This window comes from Streptomyces sp. NPDC058086 (genome assembly GCF_042885015.1).
Taxonomy (GTDB): domain Bacteria; phylum Actinomycetota; class Actinomycetes; order Streptomycetales; family Streptomycetaceae; genus Streptomyces.
Genome location: NZ_JBHVST010000005.1, coordinates 49,303 through 67,196, shown reverse-complemented (window position 1 = coordinate 67,196; position 17,894 = coordinate 49,303). Strand labels below are relative to the sequence as shown.

Annotated in this window: 15 protein-coding genes; 6 read left to right on the top strand and 9 right to left on the bottom strand. The window is 70.8% G+C overall.

The window, feature by feature from the left end; genetic code table 11:
- Nucleotides 1-23: 23 nt before the first annotated feature.
- Complete coding sequence (locus ACFVWD_RS05495) at nt 24-914, bottom strand: SIS domain-containing protein (protein ID WP_389594091.1); 891 nt, start codon at nt 912-914, stop codon at nt 24-26.
- A 155-nt stretch (nt 915-1,069) separates the two neighbouring features.
- On the opposite strand from ACFVWD_RS05495, the gene ACFVWD_RS05490 reads away from it, so the two are divergent.
- Nucleotides 1,070-1,849: a DeoR/GlpR family DNA-binding transcription regulator gene (locus ACFVWD_RS05490; protein WP_389594090.1), complete on the top strand. Its 780-nt coding sequence runs from the start codon at nt 1,070-1,072 to the stop codon at nt 1,847-1,849.
- 32 nt (nt 1,850-1,881) lie between these two features.
- On the opposite strand, the gene ACFVWD_RS05485 is transcribed toward ACFVWD_RS05490, so the two are convergent.
- The gene (locus ACFVWD_RS05485) at nt 1,882-3,972 is read right to left on the bottom strand and encodes a GH92 family glycosyl hydrolase (protein ID WP_389594089.1); all 2,091 of its coding nucleotides are present in this window, start codon (nt 3,970-3,972) and stop codon (nt 1,882-1,884) included.
- A 300-nt stretch (nt 3,973-4,272) separates the two neighbouring features.
- Between ACFVWD_RS05485 and ACFVWD_RS05480 the strand changes: the two genes are divergently transcribed.
- The 3 genes from ACFVWD_RS05480 to ACFVWD_RS05470 are packed head-to-tail and all read left to right on the top strand — an operon-like array spanning nt 4,273 to nt 6,784.
- Entirely contained in the window at nt 4,273-5,409 is a 1,137-nt protein-coding gene (locus tag ACFVWD_RS05480; protein WP_389594088.1) for an ABC transporter ATP-binding protein, read from the top strand.
- Nucleotides 5,406-6,113, top strand: a complete 708-nt coding sequence (locus ACFVWD_RS05475; protein ID WP_389594087.1) for an ABC transporter permease — start codon at nt 5,406-5,408, stop codon at nt 6,111-6,113. Before ACFVWD_RS05480 ends, ACFVWD_RS05475 begins: the two co-directional genes overlap by 4 nt.
- The gene (locus ACFVWD_RS05470) at nt 6,110-6,784 is read left to right on the top strand and encodes an ABC transporter permease (protein ID WP_075025595.1); all 675 of its coding nucleotides are present in this window, start codon (nt 6,110-6,112) and stop codon (nt 6,782-6,784) included. The genes ACFVWD_RS05475 and ACFVWD_RS05470 overlap by 4 nt, the downstream gene beginning before the upstream one ends.
- Nucleotides 6,785-6,863: 79 nt before the next feature.
- Here the strand turns inward: ACFVWD_RS05470 and ACFVWD_RS05465 are convergent, their stop codons facing one another.
- The 4 genes from ACFVWD_RS05465 to ACFVWD_RS05450 are packed head-to-tail and all read right to left on the bottom strand — an operon-like array spanning nt 6,864 to nt 11,266.
- Complete coding sequence (locus ACFVWD_RS05465) at nt 6,864-7,475, bottom strand: ATP/GTP-binding protein (RefSeq protein WP_054228753.1); 612 nt, start codon at nt 7,473-7,475, stop codon at nt 6,864-6,866.
- The gene (locus ACFVWD_RS05460) at nt 7,426-7,857 is read right to left on the bottom strand and encodes a DUF742 domain-containing protein (protein WP_060898551.1); all 432 of its coding nucleotides are present in this window, start codon (nt 7,855-7,857) and stop codon (nt 7,426-7,428) included. Before ACFVWD_RS05460 ends, ACFVWD_RS05465 begins: the two co-directional genes overlap by 50 nt.
- A 59-nt stretch (nt 7,858-7,916) precedes the next feature.
- Nucleotides 7,917-8,390 carry a roadblock/LC7 domain-containing protein gene (locus tag ACFVWD_RS05455; RefSeq protein ID WP_054228754.1) on the bottom strand — a complete coding sequence of 158 codons (474 nt, stop codon included), beginning with the start codon at nt 8,388-8,390 and terminating at the stop codon, nt 7,917-7,919.
- Between the two features lie 2 nt (nt 8,391-8,392).
- Nucleotides 8,393-11,266, bottom strand: a complete 2,874-nt coding sequence (locus tag ACFVWD_RS05450; protein ID WP_389594086.1) for an ATP-binding protein — start codon at nt 11,264-11,266, stop codon at nt 8,393-8,395.
- Nucleotides 11,267-11,597: 331 nt separating this feature from the next.
- Here ACFVWD_RS05450 and ACFVWD_RS05445 point away from each other — a divergent pair, with 331 nt between their 5' ends.
- Both ACFVWD_RS05445 and ACFVWD_RS05440 read left to right on the top strand, forming a co-directional pair.
- Nucleotides 11,598-12,554 carry an ABC transporter substrate-binding protein gene (locus tag ACFVWD_RS05445; RefSeq protein WP_389594085.1) on the top strand — a complete coding sequence of 319 codons (957 nt, stop codon included), beginning with the start codon at nt 11,598-11,600 and terminating at the stop codon, nt 12,552-12,554.
- Nucleotides 12,555-12,718: 164 nt separating this feature from the next.
- Entirely contained in the window at nt 12,719-13,363 is a 645-nt protein-coding gene (locus ACFVWD_RS05440; protein WP_389594084.1) for a TetR/AcrR family transcriptional regulator, read from the top strand.
- Between the two features lie 37 nt (nt 13,364-13,400).
- Here ACFVWD_RS05440 and ACFVWD_RS05435 read toward each other — a convergent pair whose 3' ends face one another.
- From ACFVWD_RS05435 to ACFVWD_RS05425, 3 genes are all read right to left on the bottom strand, one after another.
- Complete coding sequence (locus ACFVWD_RS05435) at nt 13,401-14,180, bottom strand: alpha/beta fold hydrolase (RefSeq protein ID WP_168506324.1); 780 nt, start codon at nt 14,178-14,180, stop codon at nt 13,401-13,403.
- 64 nt (nt 14,181-14,244) lie between these two features.
- Nucleotides 14,245-15,381, bottom strand: a complete 1,137-nt coding sequence (locus ACFVWD_RS05430; RefSeq protein ID WP_389594083.1) for an alpha/beta hydrolase — start codon at nt 15,379-15,381, stop codon at nt 14,245-14,247.
- Nucleotides 15,378-17,858, bottom strand: a complete 2,481-nt coding sequence (locus ACFVWD_RS05425; protein ID WP_389594082.1) for a thioester reductase domain-containing protein — start codon at nt 17,856-17,858, stop codon at nt 15,378-15,380. Before ACFVWD_RS05425 ends, ACFVWD_RS05430 begins: the two co-directional genes overlap by 4 nt.
- Nucleotides 17,859-17,894 lie beyond the last annotated feature (36 nt).

Here is a 17,894-nt window from a genome sequence, read left to right as displayed (position 1 = left end):
TTCTGGCTGCGCGGCCGGCCCGCTCAGCGGGCCGACGGGGCGAGGACGACCGAGCGGGTGAGGTGGCGCGGCCGGTCGGGGTCGAGTCCGCGGGCCGCGGCGACGGCGACCGCGAGCCGCTGGGCGCGGACGAGCTCGGCGAGCGGGTCGAGTTCACCCGCCACCCACCGTCCCCCCGTGGCCCGTACCTGCTCGGCCAGCCCTTCGGGGGCCTCGCCGAGCATCCAGGTGGCCGTGCCGGCGGTGGTGATGCTGATGGGCCCGTGCCGGTACTCCATCGCCGGGTACGCCTCGGTCCAGGACAGGGAGGCCTCCCGCATCTTGAGCCCGGCCTCGTTCGCGAGCCCGACGGCCCAGCCGCGGCCCAGAAAGGTGAACTGCGCGCAGTCGACCAGCCCTTCGGGCAGCGGGGTCGCGAGCGCGGTGCGCGCGTCGGCGACGACGGCGTCGGTGTGCAGTCCGAGGTGGGCGCGGAGCAGGGTGAGCGCGGTGGTCGCGAACCGGGTCTGCACCACGGAGCGTTCGTCCGCGAAGTCGAGTACGACGAGCTCGTCCGCGAGGTCCGTCACGGGGGTCGCGGGGTCGGCGGTGATCGCGGTCGTCCTGGTACGTCCACGCAGTCGCGCGAGGAGTTCGAGCACCTCGGTGGTGGTGCCGGAGCGGGTGAGGGCGACCACATGGTCGTAGGAGCGGCTGCCTGGGAACTCCGAGGCGGCGAAGGCGTCCGTCTCGCCCTGCCCGGACCCTTCGCGCAGCGCGGCGACGGCCTGCGCCATGAAGAAGGAGGTTCCGCAGCCCACGATCGCGACCCGCTCCCCCGCTTCCGGCAGTGCGCCGCCGTGCGCCTTGGCCTGCTCGGCGGCGCGGATCCAGCACTCGGGCTGGCTGTTCAGCTCGTGCTCGACATGGGTCATGCCGTACCCCTCCTACTGACGTCCTTCATGCAAGATAGTGCAAGTTAAGGCTGACTTTCGAGCACAATCAAGCATTTCGAGGTCGGAAATGCCAGGGAATGCGGTACGCCGGGAGTGCGCTAGGGTCGCGAAGGATCGAGGAACGGAGTGTGCGGATGTCGCGCGACGCCCGCTGGAAGGCGCTGCTGGAACTGCTCGTGGAGCGGGGCCGGCTGGAGGTCGAGCAGGCCGCGGCCGAGCTGGAGGTGTCGCCCGCCACGATCCGGCGCGACTTCGACCAGCTCGCCGAGCAGCAGATGCTCGTACGCACCCGGGGTGGCGCGGTCGTCCACGGCGTGTCGTACGAACTGCCGTTGCGCTACAAGACCGCCCGGCACGCCTCGGAGAAACAGCGCATCGCGAAGGCGGTGGCCGATCTCGTCGCGCCCGGCGAGGCGGTGGGCCTGACCGGCGGCACGACCACCACCGAGGTGGCCCGCGCACTGGCGGTACGCCCCGATCTCGCCTCGGGGTCGCCCGCGCTGACCGTCGTGACGAACGCGCTCAACATCGCGAGCGAACTGGCCGTGCGGCCCCAGTTCAAGATCGTGCTGACCGGCGGGGTGGCCCGCCCGCAGTCGTACGAGCTGGTCGGGCCGCTCGCGGACGGTGTGCTCAGCCAGATCACCATGGACGTCGCCGTGCTGGGCGTGGTCGCCTTCGACGTGACGCACGGGGCGGCCGCCCACGACGAGGCCGAGGCGGCGATCAACCGGCTGCTGTGCGAGCGCGCCGAGCGTGTGATCGTCGCCGCCGACTCCAGCAAGCTGGGCCGGCGCGCCTTCGCCCGGATCTGCGCGGCCGAGTCGGTGGACACACTGGTCACCGACTCGGCGGTGGACGAGGAGACCGTGCGGCGGTTCACGGAGGCGGGGGTCGGGGTCGTCGCCGTCTGACAGCCCCGACCCCCGCCGGCTCGACGCCGGTTTCACGAACCCTTTCGGTGCGGCGCGGTGACCATGAGCGTGCGGATGTCGCGGCTGGTGGCGGAGGCGTCGGGCGCGACGAGCACCATCCTGGGGCCGCCCGGGCGGTGCACGACGACACGGGGAAAGGCCGGCTCGGCCAGGGCGAGTTGCCCGGTGCCGGCGGCTTGCGGGTACATGCCGAGGCTCGCCCACACGGCCCAGGAGGACATCGCACCGAGGTCGTCGTTGCCGACGAGGCCGTCGGGGCGGTCGCTGAACAGGGTGGTCAGGGCGCGGCGCACGGTGTCGCGGGCGCGGTCGGGGCGGCCCGCGAAGTCGTACGCCCAAGGGGTGTCGAACGACGGCTCGTTGCCGAGGTAGGCGTAGGGCTGGGTGCCGCCCGCGTTGAGCTGGGTGAAGAAGGTGTCGAGGCGGGCGGTGACGGCGGCCCTCCCGCCCATCAGGGTGAAGAGGCCCGGCAGGTCGTGCGGGACCATCCAGGTGTACTGGGCGGCGTTCCCCTCGACGTACTCCTTCGTCTGCGCGGGGGTGAAAGCCGGCCAGGTGCCGTCGGCCGCGCGCGGCTGGAGGTAGCCGGTGGCAGGATTGAACAGGTTGCGCCAGTTCCCGGAGGCCTTCAGCAGGGTGTCGTAGGCGGAGGTGTCGCCCAGACGGTGGGCGAGCTGGGCCAACGCGTAGTCACAGACGGCGTATTCGAGGGTGGTGGCCGCCGGGCCCCACACTCCCTTGGTGCCGGCGGGGATGTAGCCGAGGGAGTCGTACTGCGCGTGTCCGGGCCGCTGGCGCCCGTTGTCGCGGCCCGCCATGGCAGCGCGCAGCAGGCCGCGGGCGTCGAAGTCGGTGGCGCCGAAGGCGTAGACGGCGGAGGCGATGACGGGCAGCGGGTCGCCGACCATGACGCCGGTGCCGCCGTTGGCGAGGGTCCAGCGGTCGAAGTAGCCTGCCTGGTGGCCCTGGTTGAGGACGGACTGCGCGATGTCGGAGGCTTCGTGCGGGGCCAGCAGGGCGAGCAGCTGGACCTGGGAACGGTAGACGTCCCAGCCGGAGAAGTTCGCGTACTGGACGTGTCCTGCGCGGGTGGTGTGGATGCGGCCGTCCATGCCGGGATAGCGGCCGTCGGCGTCGCTGAAGGCACTGGGGTGCAGGAGCGAGTGGTACAGGGCGGTGTAGAAGACCCGGCGCTGGGTGTCGGTGCCGCCGCCGACACTGATGCGGCCGAGCCAGTCGTTCCACCGGTCGCGGGCGGCCCGCCGGATCCGGTCGTACGGGTTCGTGTGCTGCTCGGCGGCGATGTTCCCCCGGGCGCCGTCGACGCTGACGAAGGAGACGCCGACGCGGACGGTCACCGTGCGTACGTCGGGGCCGAAGGAGACCTGCGCGGCGCCCGGTCTGCCGTCGGGGTGGACGACGTGGGCGAAGGGGTGGTCGAACACGGCGTGGAAGTAGAGCCGGTAGCGGTTGGCGGACTTGCAGAAGCCGCCGCTGTCGGTGAACCCGGACAGGGTGTCGGTGCCGATGTCGACCGTTCCGGTCGCCGCCTTGAACGCCTTGCCCGCGTCGACGCTCAGCGCGGCCGGGCGGTCGTCGGTGGCCGGGTAGGTGAAGCGGGCGATGCCGGAGCGCTGGGTGGCGGTGAGTTCGCTGCCGATGCCGTTGTCGAAGGTGACCCGGTAGCTTCCGGGTGTCGCCAGCTCGTTGGCGTGCGAGAAGGTCGCCTGTCCACTGGTGTCGCCGGCGAGCATCGGCATGAAGGGCACGTTGCCGTAGGCCTTGCAGCCGGCCCCGGAGATGTGGGTGAGGCTGAACCCTCTGATCCGATTGTCCCCGTACGCGTACCCACCGTGCTGGTAGGTCACCGTGTCCGGGCTCCACTGCACCCCGCCGAGCGGCGCCGTCGCGCCGGGGAAGGTGTTTCCGGCACCACCGCCGTGGCCGAAATCGGCTCCTCCGGGCGCGGTACCGACAAACGGGTTCACGTACTGGGCCGGGTCGGCCACCGTGTCGTCCGCGGCGGCGGGTGCGGCTTGGGCGGACGACACGACGAGCATGGCGGCGCCGGCCAGCGCGGCCCGGCGGAAGGGGAATCGCAAGTGGGTCTCTCCGGGCTGTGGCGGGGACAGGCCCTGTCCCCGGGGCGGCAGGGCATGAGGGCGACAGTCTCCCCGGGGATGCCGTCGCTCCAGCGCCGCCACGCCCGGAGATCACCCGCACGGCGGAGCGCCCGCTCTCACCCGACCGGCTCGTGCGACGCGACGGGCTCCACCTGCGCACCCTCCACAACCGGCCACTCTGCGGTGCCCGAACACACACGCCAACTGGCTAGACTACGCACCCTCGTGCATGTGATCCGGTCACGTCCGATCACAGCCGTTCCCGAAGGGTTTCGACGCTTGATAGCCATCGAAGATGTCAGCAAGCGATATGCCGACGGCACGGTGGCCGTCGATCGCCTGTCCCTCCAGATACCGAACCACTCGATCACCGTGCTCGTCGGGCCTTCGGGGTGCGGCAAGACCACCACACTGCGGATGATCAACCGCATGATCGAGCCCAGCAGCGGCACGATCCGCGTCAACGGCGAGGACATCCTCCGCAAGCCGGTCAACGCCCTGCGCCAGTCCATGGGTTACGTCATCCAGAACGCGGGGCTCTTCCAGCACCGCACCATCCTCGACAACATCGCCACGGTGCCGCGGCTGCTCGGCTGGTCCAAGCAGCGCGCCCGCGCCCGCGCGGCGGAACTGATGGAACGGGTGGGCCTGGACCCGGCCATGGCCCGCCGCTACCCCTACCAGCTCTCGGGCGGTCAGCAGCAGCGCGTCGGTGTCGCCCGCGCACTCGCCGCCGACCCGCCGATCCTGCTGATGGACGAGCCGTTCTCCGCCGTCGACCCGGTCGTCCGCCGCGGCCTGCAGGAGGAGTTGCTGCGCATCCAGGGCGAACTGGGCAAGGCCATCGTGTTCGTCACCCACGACATGGACGAGGCCATCACCATCGGCGACCGTGTCGCCGTACTGCGCACCGGTGGCAAGCTCGCCCAGTTCGCCGCCCCCGACGAGCTGTTGTCGGCGCCCGCCGACGCGTTCGTGGAGGAGTTCCTCGGCGGCGACCGGGGCATCCGCGGGCTGTCGTTCCTGTCCACCCGCGACCTCGAACTCGACCGCTCCCAGGTCTTCCCGGTCGGCAGCGACTGGCAGCAGCTCGCCGGGAAGTCGGGCGGCGCGGGGCCGGTCCTGGTCACCGACGCGGACGGAAAGCCGCTCGGCTGGGCTGACCTGACGGTGTGGGCCGGTGACGTCCAGGCACTGGAGCCGTACGGGCAGGCCTTCGAGGTCGGCAAGGACTCGCTGCGGGTCGCGCTGGACCGGGCGGTGCTCTCGCCCACCGGTCAGGCGGTCGCCGTGGACGCGGCGGGACGCGTACTGGGGCTCGCCGGGCAGGAGACGGTCGCCGCGGCGATCCGCGCGGCCAGGCAGCGCCGCGCCGCGGACTCCGAGGGCGTCTCCACGGTGAAGGCCGCGCGATGAACGGCTTCTTCGACATCCCGAGCGACCTCCAGAGCAGCTATCTCGGCCTGATCTCCACGCACATGCAGGAAGCGCTGATCCCGGTGCTCGTGGGTCTCCTGCTGGCGCTGCCGATCGGCCTGCTGTGCGTCCGCGTCAACTGGATCTATCCGCCGGTCCTCTGGATCACCACGGTGCTGTACGCGATCCCGTCGATCGCCTTCTTCGTGGTGCTCATCGACTACACCGGGCTGAGCAAGACCACCGTGATGATCCCGCTGACCCTCTACAGTCTGGTGGTTCTCGTCCCGGCGGTCGTCGACGGCGTCCGCTCGGTCCCCGAGGAGACGAACGCCGCCGCCGCGGCGATGGGCATCGGCTCGCTGCGGCGCTACCTCCAGGTCCAACTGCCCATCGCCGTACCCGCGATCATGGCCGGACTGCGCGTGGCGACCGCGTCCAGCATCAGTCTGGTCAGCGTCGGCTCGCTGATCGGCAACCAGGGGGCGCTCGGCAACCTGCTCACCACCGCGATGCTCTACCACCGCCCTCTCCTCGCCGTGAACTCGGTGGTCACCACCGCCGTTCTCGCGGTGCTGGTCGACGCCGTGCTCGTCCTGCTGCGCCGCGTGCTCACCCCCTGGCAGCCGGCCTCCGGCCGCAAGGCCGCACGCCGTACGTCCACGATCGCGGGCGCCGCCCGCACACCGGAGAGCGTCTCGTGAACGTACTCAACTTCATCCAGTCCTTCTTCTCCGACGGCTCCCACTGGCACGGGTACGACGGAATCCCGCAGCGTGTGTGGGAACACCTCCAGTACACCGCCGGGGCGCTCGCGATCGCCGCGGCCGTCGGCCTGCCCATCGGCCTGGTCACCGGACACACCGGCCGCGGCGGCAACGCGCTGGCCTTCGTGTCGGCGGGTGCCCGGGCGCTGCCCACCTTCGGGCTGCTGGTACTGATGTTCGTCTGGCTCGGCCTCGGCATCGTGCCCGTGATGATCCCGCTCGTGGTACTGGCGGTCCCGCCGATCCTCATCACCACGTACGAGGCGATCCGCACCCTGGATCCCTCCCCCGTCGACGCCGCCCGCGGAATGGGCATGCCGGAGGGGAAGGTCCTGTTCCAGGTCGAGGTGCCGGCGGCGCTGCCGCTGATCCTCAGCGGTCTGCGTTCGGCGGCGATCCAGATCGTGTCCACGGCGACCATCGCGGCCTATGTGAGCCTCGGCGGGGTCGGCCGCTACATCCTGGACGGCCTCTACCAGCGCAACTACGAGAAGGTGGTGGGCGGCGCGGCCCTCACCGCGATCCTCGCGCTGCTCGTGCTGGTGCTGTTCTGGGCCATTGCCCGGGTGGCGGTGTCCCCGGGGGTGCGCAGGCGCCGTACGGCCTGAGGAACAGGGAAGCCGTACGGCCTGAGGAACAGGGAAGAGGGGGGACGAGCCACAAGGCCCGTGCCCCCTCTTCCTTCGTTCACTGCTGCGCGGTCGCCAGGGCGTGTTCGAGGACGACGAGGAGCGCGTCCCGCACGGACCCGCGCTCGCGGGCGTCGAACACGGTGAGCGGCACGTGGTCGCCGACGTCGAGGGCCCACCGGACGTCGTTGAGGTCGTGTTCGACCTTGCCGTCGAAGGCGTTGACGGCCACCGCGAAGGGGATCTCGCGATGCTCGAAGTAGTCGACGGCCGCGTAGCAGTCGTCGAGCCGGCGGGTGTCGACGATGACGAGCCCGCCGAGGGCACCCTCGACCAGGTCGTCCCACATGAACCCGAAGCGCTCCTGCCCGGGGGTGCCGAACAGATAGAGCTTCAGGGTCGGGTCGAGCGTGACACAGCCGAAGTCCATGGCGACGGTGGTCGTCATCTTCTCCGGGGTGTGGGAGAGGTCGTCGATGCCCGCGGCGACCGAGGTGATGGACGCCTCGGTGGTGAGCGGCTCTATTTCGGAGATGGCACCCACGGTGGTGGTCTTGCCCACGCCGAAGCCGCCCGCGATCACCATCTTCACCGGCATCGGCGGCCGGGGACCCTCGGTGTCAGCGCTCACGGATCGCGCCCCGGGAGTCGGGGATAGCTCGGAGACCATCGATAACCCTTCGCAATACGGTGGCGTCGCGGGCGGATTCGGCCTGCGGTGCGTACAAGGCCAGTTGACCGTCGGCGCGCAGATCGTCGGCGAGCACCCTGATCACATTCAAATGCATCCGCAGTTTCGCCGCGATCTCCGCCAGCGACTGCGGCTGGCGGCAGACCGTGATGATGTCGCGGTGCTGGTCGAAGACGAACGCGTCCAGCGTGGCCAGACCGAGATCCGTCGCGACGACCTGCGTCTCGATCGGAATCGTCGGCACCAGACTGTCACCGCCGGCGATCCGCCCCGCGGTCAGCAGGAATGGCCTGACGATCGACGGGGGGTGCTCCGCTCCCCATGCGTCGTCGTCGGCGGCTGATGGCTCGCCGGCCGTCATCTCGTCCTCACCCTTCACCTCGCGGGTCGTCCCGGCCTTCGTGACGCCCCCGCCGACCGTCAACCGGTCGGCGCGATCCCCACGGTGTTCTTGAGCTCCATGACCAGTTGCGGGCTCAGAGCGGCACCGGCGCGGTTGGCGAAGAGGGTCATCTCGTACGCGATGTTCCCGAGCTTCGCCTCCTTGGAGGCGACCACGCCGAGCACGGCGCCCGCGCCGAGCGCGGACACCAGGACGTGCCCTTCCTCGAGGTCGATGATGACCTTGTTGAGCCCGCCGAGGCCGTAGTTGCCGGACGCGCCCATCGCGAGGCTGGTGATCCCGGAGACGATGGCCGCGAGCCGCTCCGAGTCCGCCTTGCCACGCAGCTGGGACACCGCGATCAACAGACCGTCGGAGGAGACCCCGATCACGTCGACGACGCCGGCGGTCTCGGTGGCGAAACGATTGAGCAGCCAATTGAAGTCGGCAGCGGCGGCCTTCACGTCCGTCGCCTGTTCCACGGCCGCGGACTCCGGTCCACCTGTCCACATGGTCACTTGCTCATGCCTTCCGGGAATGAGGGTCTGTTGTTCTCTGTGCTGGAATCGCCAGAGGTGTCGGGACGGCCCCCTGAACGGGCCGACCCGAAGCCGGTACCACGGACCTCTGTCGCGCTCTCGCGCTCGGCCCGCAGGACGGCTTCCTCGAACTCGTCGATCTCGGATCGTGCCGCTTCCGCGTCGGCGGTCTGCCAGGCGGGCGGCCGTGGGTTGGTGATGGTCTGTTTGGGCAGCCGGGTCGAGGCGGTGGTGGCCTGCAGGGTCGCACCGCGCACCCGCCGCCTGAGCGGACTGGGGCCGCCCTCGCCCGGTCGCGCCGGGGCGCTGCCGGGTGCCGACGGTGCCATACCGGAGCCACGCGCGGTGCTCGCGCCGCGGGGCGGCTGGCCGAGCCCGCCGCTCGTGCCGGTGTTCGGGCCACGCGGCGGCTGCCCCGCCGCACTCCCCGGGCCGGTGCTCGCGCCGCGTGACCTCTGCACGAGCCCGCTGTCCATGCCGCTGCCCGCGGCACGCGACGGCCGGCCGTGGCCGCTGTCCATGCCGGTGCCGGTGCCACGCTGGTGACCCGGGCCGCCGACCGCGTCCTGAGGCGTGCCTCGTCGCGCTGTCTCGCGTTCCGCGGGCTGCGCCGCCCCCGGAGTCGTGGTGCCCGGTGTGCCTCCCGGCCTGGGCCGGGAGGTGCCGGTGTAGCCGCCCATGGCGCCGTCGCCCGTCGGTTCCTGACGGCCCGTGTGGCCGTCCGTTCCCCTGCTGCGCGCGGGGATCCTGCGGGGCAGGGACGAGGGGCCGGGTTCCGGGTCGACCGCCGCGGGGCGCGGTTCGGTCCCGCCGGGGCGGCGTGGCGGCGGCAGGATGTGCGGGGCCCTGGCCGCGGCCCCCGTGGGGTCGGCGAGCAGCAGATGGGAGCCGGGCACCGCGACGGTGACGGTGACGCCGCCGCCCGGGGTGCGGGTCAGGACGACCTCGATGCCCCAGCGCCGGGACAGACCGCCGACCACGAAGAGGCCGAGGACCTCGGTCGGGGCCAGGTCGAGCCGTTCGCGGCGGATCAGGCGGGCGTTCTCCTCCTCCAGTCGCTCGGCGCTCATCCCGAGCCCGTGGTCGATGATCTCGATGAGGGCGCCGCCGCCGGAGCCGTGCCGGGGCCGCAGGACGACTTCGACGCTGCTGGACGCCGGGGAGAACGTCACCGCGTTCTCCAGCAGTTCGGCGAGCATCAGCGTGAGGTCGCCGACGATGTCGGGGGCGACGGTGACATCGCCCTCGGCGTGCGGGGTGACCCGCTGGTAGCCCTCGATCTGGCCGAGCGCGGCGCGGACGATGTTGCTGAGCCGCATGGGCCCGGTGTTGAGGCCCGTCTCGCGGATGCCGGCGAGCAGCATCAGGCTGTCGGCGTTGCGCTGGAGGCGTACCGCGATGTGGTCGATGCGGTAGAGCCGGTCCAGTACCTCCGGGTCGGTCTCGCCGCGCTCCACCGAGTCGATCAGCGAGAGCTGACGAGCGGTCAGGTTGCTGACGCGGTGGCCGACGTTGCCGAACATCTCGGCGATGTTGCGGCGGCTGATGACCTGGCGCTCCAGCAAGGCGGTCGCGGTGACCTGCACCTGGTTGAAGGCTTCGGCGAGTTCGCCGAGTTCGTCGCGGACCGGCACGGGTACGGCTTCCAGGCGCGGCGGGCTCGCGTCGTCGGAGTCGTCGTCGGCGACCCGGGCGAGCTCGGTCTCGGCCGCATCGGCCACGTGCTGGGCCGCCTCGGTGAGGCTCCGCACGGTCCGCACCACGGAGCGGCGCACCAGCACGGAGAACAGGATCCAGGCCGCGAAGGCGGCGAGGTTGGCGGCCACCAGCCACAGCACCTGCCACCAGGCGTCGCTGGACGCCTTCTGGGTGTCGGCGGCGATCTGGTGGATGAGCGACTCGGTGATCTTCAGCCGGTTCTCCGCCTGACGCTGATACGTCGGGTCGGCGGCCAGGGCGTCGTCGAGCGCGGCGCGCAGCTGCAAGGCGTTCCCCGCGACCAGACCGCTGGGGTCGACCTGCAGCGCGGCGTAGTGCTGGGCGACGACGCTCTGGTACGGGCTGTGCTCGATCGCGGCGAGTTGGGCACCCTGTTCCTGGCTGGCGAACCGGGTGAAACGCTCGGCCTGGTAGGTGTACTGCTCGTAGTCGCCGACGGCGCCGGTGTATTCGATGAGCGCGTTGGGGTCCCGGGTCCGGGCCGCGAACACGCTGGTCTCGAAGGAGGCGTGGGCGGTGTCGGCGCGCAGCAGCGCGTCCAGCAGATTGCCCGCGGACTCCGAGGACTCGCCGCCCGACTGACCGAGCCCGAGGCCGTTGATGAGGCCCTCGATGACCGATCCGTACGCCGGGTCGATGTTGTCGGCGGGGATCGGGCCCTCTTCGATGGTCTTGCGGAGGCTGTCGAGGCCCTCCAGCTCCTTGAGCGCCTGGGCCTCGGCGTCGGGCAGCCGGTCCCCGTAGGTGGACCGCACGGCCTCCGCCTGGGCGGTGACCTTCTGCTGCGCCTGGAGGAAGGCGGAGGTGCCCGGCGCCTTGTCGCCGGAGCGGGCGGCCTCGTAGCGCAGGGAGACGAGGAGCGCCTGCCGGTGCTCGGTCTGTACGCCGTCGATGAGCTTGGTGACCTGCGAACTGTCCCGTACGAGCTGGGCGGTGGAGGCGGCGGAACGGGCAGAGTCGATCTCGGCGTACACGACATAGGCGATCATCGCCGAAACGACGGCGAGCGGGACAATCACCAGGACGTTGAGTTTCCTGCGGAAAGGCCAACGGTCCAGGAGGGAAGGCGTCCGGCCTATTCGGGGAGCCGTGGTCTGCGGCCCCCGGGCGGCTTTCCTGTGCGCGGGCACCAAACCTCCTTGACTTCATTCCCAATTGGAAGCCCGCAGCCCGGGCTGCGTGGACTGGGTCAAGCCAGCACGCTCGGGCCGAGCAAGTGGAACCAGGTCCCCCGACTCGGCCAACATTAGCGGCTGCCGCAAGAGTACGGCCATGATCAACCAAAAACTGACATGACGATACGTCGGATTCGCGCCCGTTTCGGTCAGGTTGCGCCCACGCGGCGAAGCCGTGTGGTCTCCATCGGTGATCTATTCGTGTCTTGACGGTGCGTTACTGGGCTCGATTGGATCGTCATCACGCCATGCCTTCCGGCCGCCGACCGCCCATGCACAAGTCTGGATGACCAACGTGACCCACGCCAGAAGCACCAGAACGACCGCAACGTACGCTGTATCCCTGCTGGTTGTGGCCACGGCCGCCCTCACGGGCTGCGGCTCCTCCGACAACTCCGACAGCAAGGACCCGCTAAAGGGCGACACCGCCAAGGGCGGCACGGTCGTGGTCGGCTCCAACAACTTCCCCGAGAGCATCCTGCTCGCCGACATCTACGGTGAGGCCCTGAAGGCCAAGGGCATCAAGGTCAGCTACAAGTTGAACATCGGCAGCCGCGAGACCACCTACGGTCTGATCAAGAACGGCACGATCACCGTCCTGCCCGAGTACAACGGCGCGCTGCTGGCCTATCTGAACGCCAAGGCGGCCCCGACCACGGTCGAGGACACCAGCAAGGCCATCACGGCCGCGCTCGATTCCAAGCTGACCCTGCTCGAGCCCTCCAAGGCGGAGGACAAGGACGCGATCGCGGTCAACGAGGCGACCGCCAAGAAGTACAAGCTCACGACCTCGTCGACGATCGCCGACCTCTCCGCCTCGGCCAAGGACGTGGTCATCGGGGGATCGCCGGAGTTCCAGACGCGCAAGCAGGGATTGGTGGGCCTCAAGTCCGAATACGGCCTCGAATTCAAGTCGTTCAAGGCGCTGGACGCGGGTGGGCCGTTGACCGTGGCGGCCCTCAAGGGCAACAACATTCAGGCCGCAGATATTTTCACGACCGACCCCGGAATCACCAAGAACAAGTTCGTGGTCCTTCAAGACCCGAAGAATCTCTTCGGTTTTGAGAACGTGACACCGCTTGCTTACAAGAGCGGTCTCTCCGCCGCCGGAGTTTCCGCGCTCAACGCCGTATCGGCGAAGCTCGACACGGACACCCTCGTCAAGCTCAACGCCCAGGTGCAGAACGACAACAAGGACCCGCTGGACGTGGCCAAGAGCTGGCTGTCGACCGCCGGTCTGTAGTTCTGACGGAGGTGCGCAGGCCGGAGCGGGGGTCCGCCGCTCCGGCCTTTGCCGTGCCGCGGGGTCACCGAGGCACGACGGTTCACCCGTCCGTCGCGAGATCACCGACGCCCGCCGACTGATCTCCTCATCAGTTCTGAAGAGGCCGCGGATACGATGGGCGCATGCCCGATCAAGCCGCCGCCCAGCCCGCCAACCGCTTCGAACGCAGGCGCGCCCAGACCCGCCATGCCCTGATCACCGCCGCCCAGCGGATCCTGGCCGAGCAGGGCACCAGCGAGGTCAGCATCCAGCAGATCGCCGAACACGCCGACGTCGGGTTCGGCACCTTCTACAACCACTTCCAGACGAAGGCGGAGCTCTTCGAGGCGGCGGTCGTCGACGCGCTGGAGGAGTACGGCAAGCTGATCGACTCGATCACCGGCGACCTGGACGACCCCGCCGAGGTGTTCGCGGTGAGCGTCCGGCTGACCTTCCGGCTCGCCGACACCCACCCGGAACTCACCCGCGTCCTGCGCTACGGCGGCCTCCCCTACATCCACGCCGATTTCGGCCTGGGCCCCCGCGCGCTGCGGGACATCGAGAAGGGCAACGCCTCCGGCCGCTTCCAGGTGGACAGTCCCCTCGTCGCCCTCAGCGCCGTCGGCGGCTCCCTCCTCGGGCTGCTCCAGCTGAAGTCGTCCGCCAAGTCCGAGCGGTCGGGCCCCGGCGCCGACGAGGAGATGGCCGAACTCATCCTGCGCATGCTGGGCCTGCCCCCCGAGGAAGCCCACGAGGTCGCCCGACGCCCGCTGCCGGTCGCTCGGTGACGGCAGGGCCTAGCAACCTCGTAGGCTCGCGGGCGCCTCAGGGGCGCTCGGTCAGGAACCGGTCGATGGTCGAGGTGAGTTCCTCGGGCTTCTCCACCGGGAGTTCGTGGCCGGCGTCCAGGATGCGCACCTCCGCGTCCGGGTACGCCTTCGCCATCCGCAGCATCTGGGAGACGGGCAGCTGGATGTCGTAGTAGCCGTGGATCATGAGGGTGGGCACACGGATCTCCCCGACCCGGTCGAGGACGTCGAAGGACCGCATCGCGCCGTAGCAGGTCATGACCACCTCCCGCGGTGTGTCCGCGGAGGTCCGGATGTACTCCTTGATCTCCTCGCGCGGGTAGCCGGGGGCGAAGGCCCGCTGGATGTTGGCGGCGACGAACAGCTTGAACGGCACCCGCGTGGACACCGCCATCAGCAGGCCCCTCCCCCGGCTGTAGGTCATCCGGCTGATCGAGTTCACCAGGACCATGCGCTCGATCCGCTCGGGGTGGCCCAGCGTCAGGGTCTGCGCGATCATCCCGCCCATCGAGTGACCGACGGGGACGAACCGGTCGACCTTCAGGTGATCGAGGACGGCGAGGACGTCCCCGGCCAGCTCCCCGATACTCCGCCGTCCCGACCCGTCGCTCTCGCCGTGGCCGCGCAGATCGACACGTATGACCCGCCGTGTGGCGGAGAAGTGCGCCAGCTGGTGGTCCCAGCGGTGCCGGTTGGCGGTCCAGCCGTGGATGAACACCAGGGGCGCGCCCGCACCGTCGCGGGGGCCCTCGTCGTCGTACGTCAGTCTGGCGCCGTCGACTTCGAGCTGCGGCATGGGTGGCCTCCTGCGGTGCGGTCCGGTTACTGACGGGTACGGTAACCGGCCGCGCGGGCCGCCGTCACCGTCGTTCGCCGAGGAATTCGAGGATGTGTCCGAACACGTCGAGGGCGGCGCCCCGGCCGAGGAACGTGTCCAGGTGGCCGTAGCCGGGAATCTCGGTGTACGCGACGTCCAACTGCGGCTGTCTGCGGGCGAGTACGTCGCGACAGAGCTTCTGGGAGTCGAGCCACAGGCCGTTCTCGCTGCCGGCGAGCAGCAGGACGGGGGTGTCGATACGGGCCGCCGCGTCCAACGCGTTCTGCGGCAGCGCCCGGTAGCGGTGGTCCCCGTCGTGCCAGCGCACCACGGTGCGGGCCAGCTCGATGCGGCGCAGATGCGGCAGGATCCACAGCGGGGCGGGGCCCAGCAGCTCGGCGAGCCGGTGGTGGGTGGCCTCGGACAGGTGCTCGTGCACGAACAGCGAGGCGCCTGTCCCCCACGCCGAGTTGTGCAGGATCTGACAGGTCGGATCCGGGCAGCTCGCCCCGCGGGAGGCGAGGGCGAACAGAGGGGTGTACTTCGACCACAGGCCGGCCTTGCGGATGTCGACCGGTATGTGATCGATGCGGGACCTGAGCAGTTCCCCCGCCAGCGACATGCGCAGCGAGGTGCGGCCCGCGAGCTTCGGCGTCAGGAACACCCCCTGGGACACCACGCCCGCGAGGCCCGGGACCAGCCCGGCCGTCATGCTGAGCGACAGCGTGAGGGAGCCGACGCAGTGGGCGACCACGAACAACGGCCGGTCGCCGATGTGGCGGCGGATGTGGGAGACGGCCGCGGGGATGTCGTACAGGGCGACGTCGTCGTACGTGTACCTCTGGCCGGTCTCGTTGTACGGCAGGCGGCAGCTGCCCCGCCAGTCGAGCAGCCAGGGCTCGTAGCCGTCGTCGAGCAGGACGTCGACCAGGTTGCGGGTCTCGGGCAGCAGGAACATGTCGGCGGACGCCGTGTGCCCGTGCAGGAGCAGCACGACGGGGCGGTCCGTGTCGCCGCTGTCGACGCGGGTCAGGCCGAGGCGTACGCCGTCGTCGGCACGGAAGGGGACCTCCTCGACCCGCGCCGGGTCGAGGCGGTGGTGGAGGGGGCGCAGGGTCGTGGTGCTCCTGACCTTGCGGAGCGTCGGCCTGGTGCGGGAGTCGGTGCTCCGGAGGATCATCGGTGGTGCTCCGAGGGGGTCGGGGTGCGGCGCAGGTCGAGGAGGTCGGCGGCGGCCCGGGCGAACGGGCCGAGCAGACCGCGGCCCATCTCCAGGCCGAACCAGGCGAGCCAGGTCAGCTTGGCGGCCCGCTTCTCCTGGCTGGTCAGGCGCGGGTCGACCTTGATGCCGTCGACCTGGTCGCGCAGATAGGTGTCGGCGGGCACGACGAGCTCGCCCGCCAGGGCCGCCGGTGCGCCCTCGCGGCCGATCTCGACGGTGAGCGCCCGGGTCTGGCGCCATACGTCACGACGGGCCCGGGCGTACTTGTGGCCCTCCAGCCACCAGCGGCCACCCTCCGCGTCACGCAGCGCCAGCCGGTAGCTGAGGAGCCGGTGGCGCATACCGTGCCGCTGGGGGATGCCCTCCTCGGGCCGGATCCAGACGTCGCCGCGCTCGACGACCAGCGGTTCGGGATGCACCGCCGCGCACGTCAACTCGCCGGTGACATCGACCCGGCGCTCCTTCACCAGCTGGTACATGCTCGCGAGGGAGAGGGTGAGCGCCATCGAGCAAGGAGTGTCGGCGGGGGCTCCGACCGGGCCGACACCGCCCTCGGTCGTCTCGGAGAACCACAGGTAGGGCTGGTCGTCCTTGTGCGGCAGCCGGGCCAACCCGTCCTGGGCGAGCCGCTCGAACGTCCTCAGCTGGGCCTGGGCGTCGTAGCGGGCGGCGGGCCGCAACCCGAGCGCCTCGACGAGCGCGGCGGTGCGCTCGGCGGTGGCCGCCGGACCCTTCAGGGTCGCCTCGCACAGTCTGAGCGCGGTGGGGCTCTGCAACACCCTTGTGAGGAAGCCCAGTTCGGGCACCGGTTCGGCTTCCAGCCGGGCCAGGGCATGGGTCCGCCACTCGTCCCAGTCCTGTACGCGTACGTGCATCCCGCCGAGCGCCATGTCCCGTACGACGTCGTCGAGGGTGTTGGATACGCCGGTCAGGTTGTAGTCGTAGCCCCACGCGTCGGGTTCGCAGACTACGCCGACCGCGACCCGGCTCACCCAGTCCACCGGGGCCGCGTTCAGGTGGTTGAAGGCGGGGACCGCGCGGAAGCGGCCGAAGGCCGAGATGAGGCCGCTGCTGAGGTCCTGCGGGTTGTAGGCGCCGGTCCTGGTGTGGCCGCCGATGCCGCCGGGGCGCAGGGCCGTGACGATCAGGCCGTGGTCACGGGCCCGTCGCAGGGCGACCTCCGCCGCCCACTTCGTCTGGTCGTAGCCCGCGACGAGGCGGTCGACGTGGGCGAGCGGGTCGTCCTCGCCCATCGCGGTGATGCCGACCTCGTTGAAGACCGCTATGGAGGAGATGTGGTGCAGCGGCTTCGGCCGGCCGGTCGCCGCGAGCTCGGCGAGGGTCAGCGAGCCGATGACGTTGCTCTGCCGCAGCGACTGGTAGCCGCGCAGGAAGTCCACGGCCGCCGCCACGCCGACGACGCTGTCCAGCTCGTGGGTGAGCATGGTCCACAGTTCGTCGGACAGGCCCAGGTGTGGGCGCCTGATGTCGCCGGGGAGCACGGTCACCCGGCGGCGGACCTCCGACGACCAGGGCAGCTCGTACTTCTTGAGCGCCTCACCGAGCCGCCCGAGGGCCGCCTCCTCGTCGGCGGCGCGGACCAGGCAGTAGACGTGGGCGTCGCTGTGCCGCAGCAGGTCGAGGAGCATATGGCTGCCGAGGAAGCCGGTGGCGCCGGTCAGCAGGATCCGACGGGGCGGCAGCGGCTCGGGGTCGCCGGTCCAGGGCAGCCGGTCGGCGAGCGCCAGGTCGGCCAGGATCTGGTCGAGGTCCTCGGGCCGGGCCGTGGAGTACGGGGCGGGGGTGACGGGCACCGCGGGGACGGTGCGGGGGGCCGGGACGGGGAGGGTGCGAGCCGCCTCGGACGTCCGCGATTGCGAGGTGGTCGGTGCCGAGAGGGTGGCCGTGGTGTGTGCGGTGGACAGCCAGCGGTGGGCGAGGCTGGTCGGGCGGGCGTCGGCGAAGACGTCGTCGAGGGCGATCTCCATGCCCAGCTCGTCCTCCAGTGCCGCGACGAGTTCCACCGCGCCCACCGAGGTGCCCCCGGCGTCGAAGAAGTCGGCGTCGGGCGACAGATGCCCCTCGGGCAGGTGGCGGGCCGCCACGGCGGCGATGGCGGCCGCCAGACCCTCCATGTCCGGGACCACGCCCGGAACCACGCCCGGAACCACGTCCGGGACCACGCCCGGGACCACGTCCGGGACCACGTCCGGAACCACTGCCGGGACCACGCCCGGGACCACGTCCGGGACCACGTCCGGAACCACTGCCGCCGGCGCGGCCACGTCGGTACCGGCCGGTGTGGGCGCCGCGGCCGTCCTCACCTTCGCCAGGAGGGCGTCCACGCCCAGCCCGCCGCCATCACCCCACTCGATCGCCTCGGCCGTCGCCCGCTGTCCGGCGTACGCCGACGCGTCCTCGTTCACATCACGCATGAGAGTCCTTCACCCCGTGGTCTGTCCTTTCGCTCA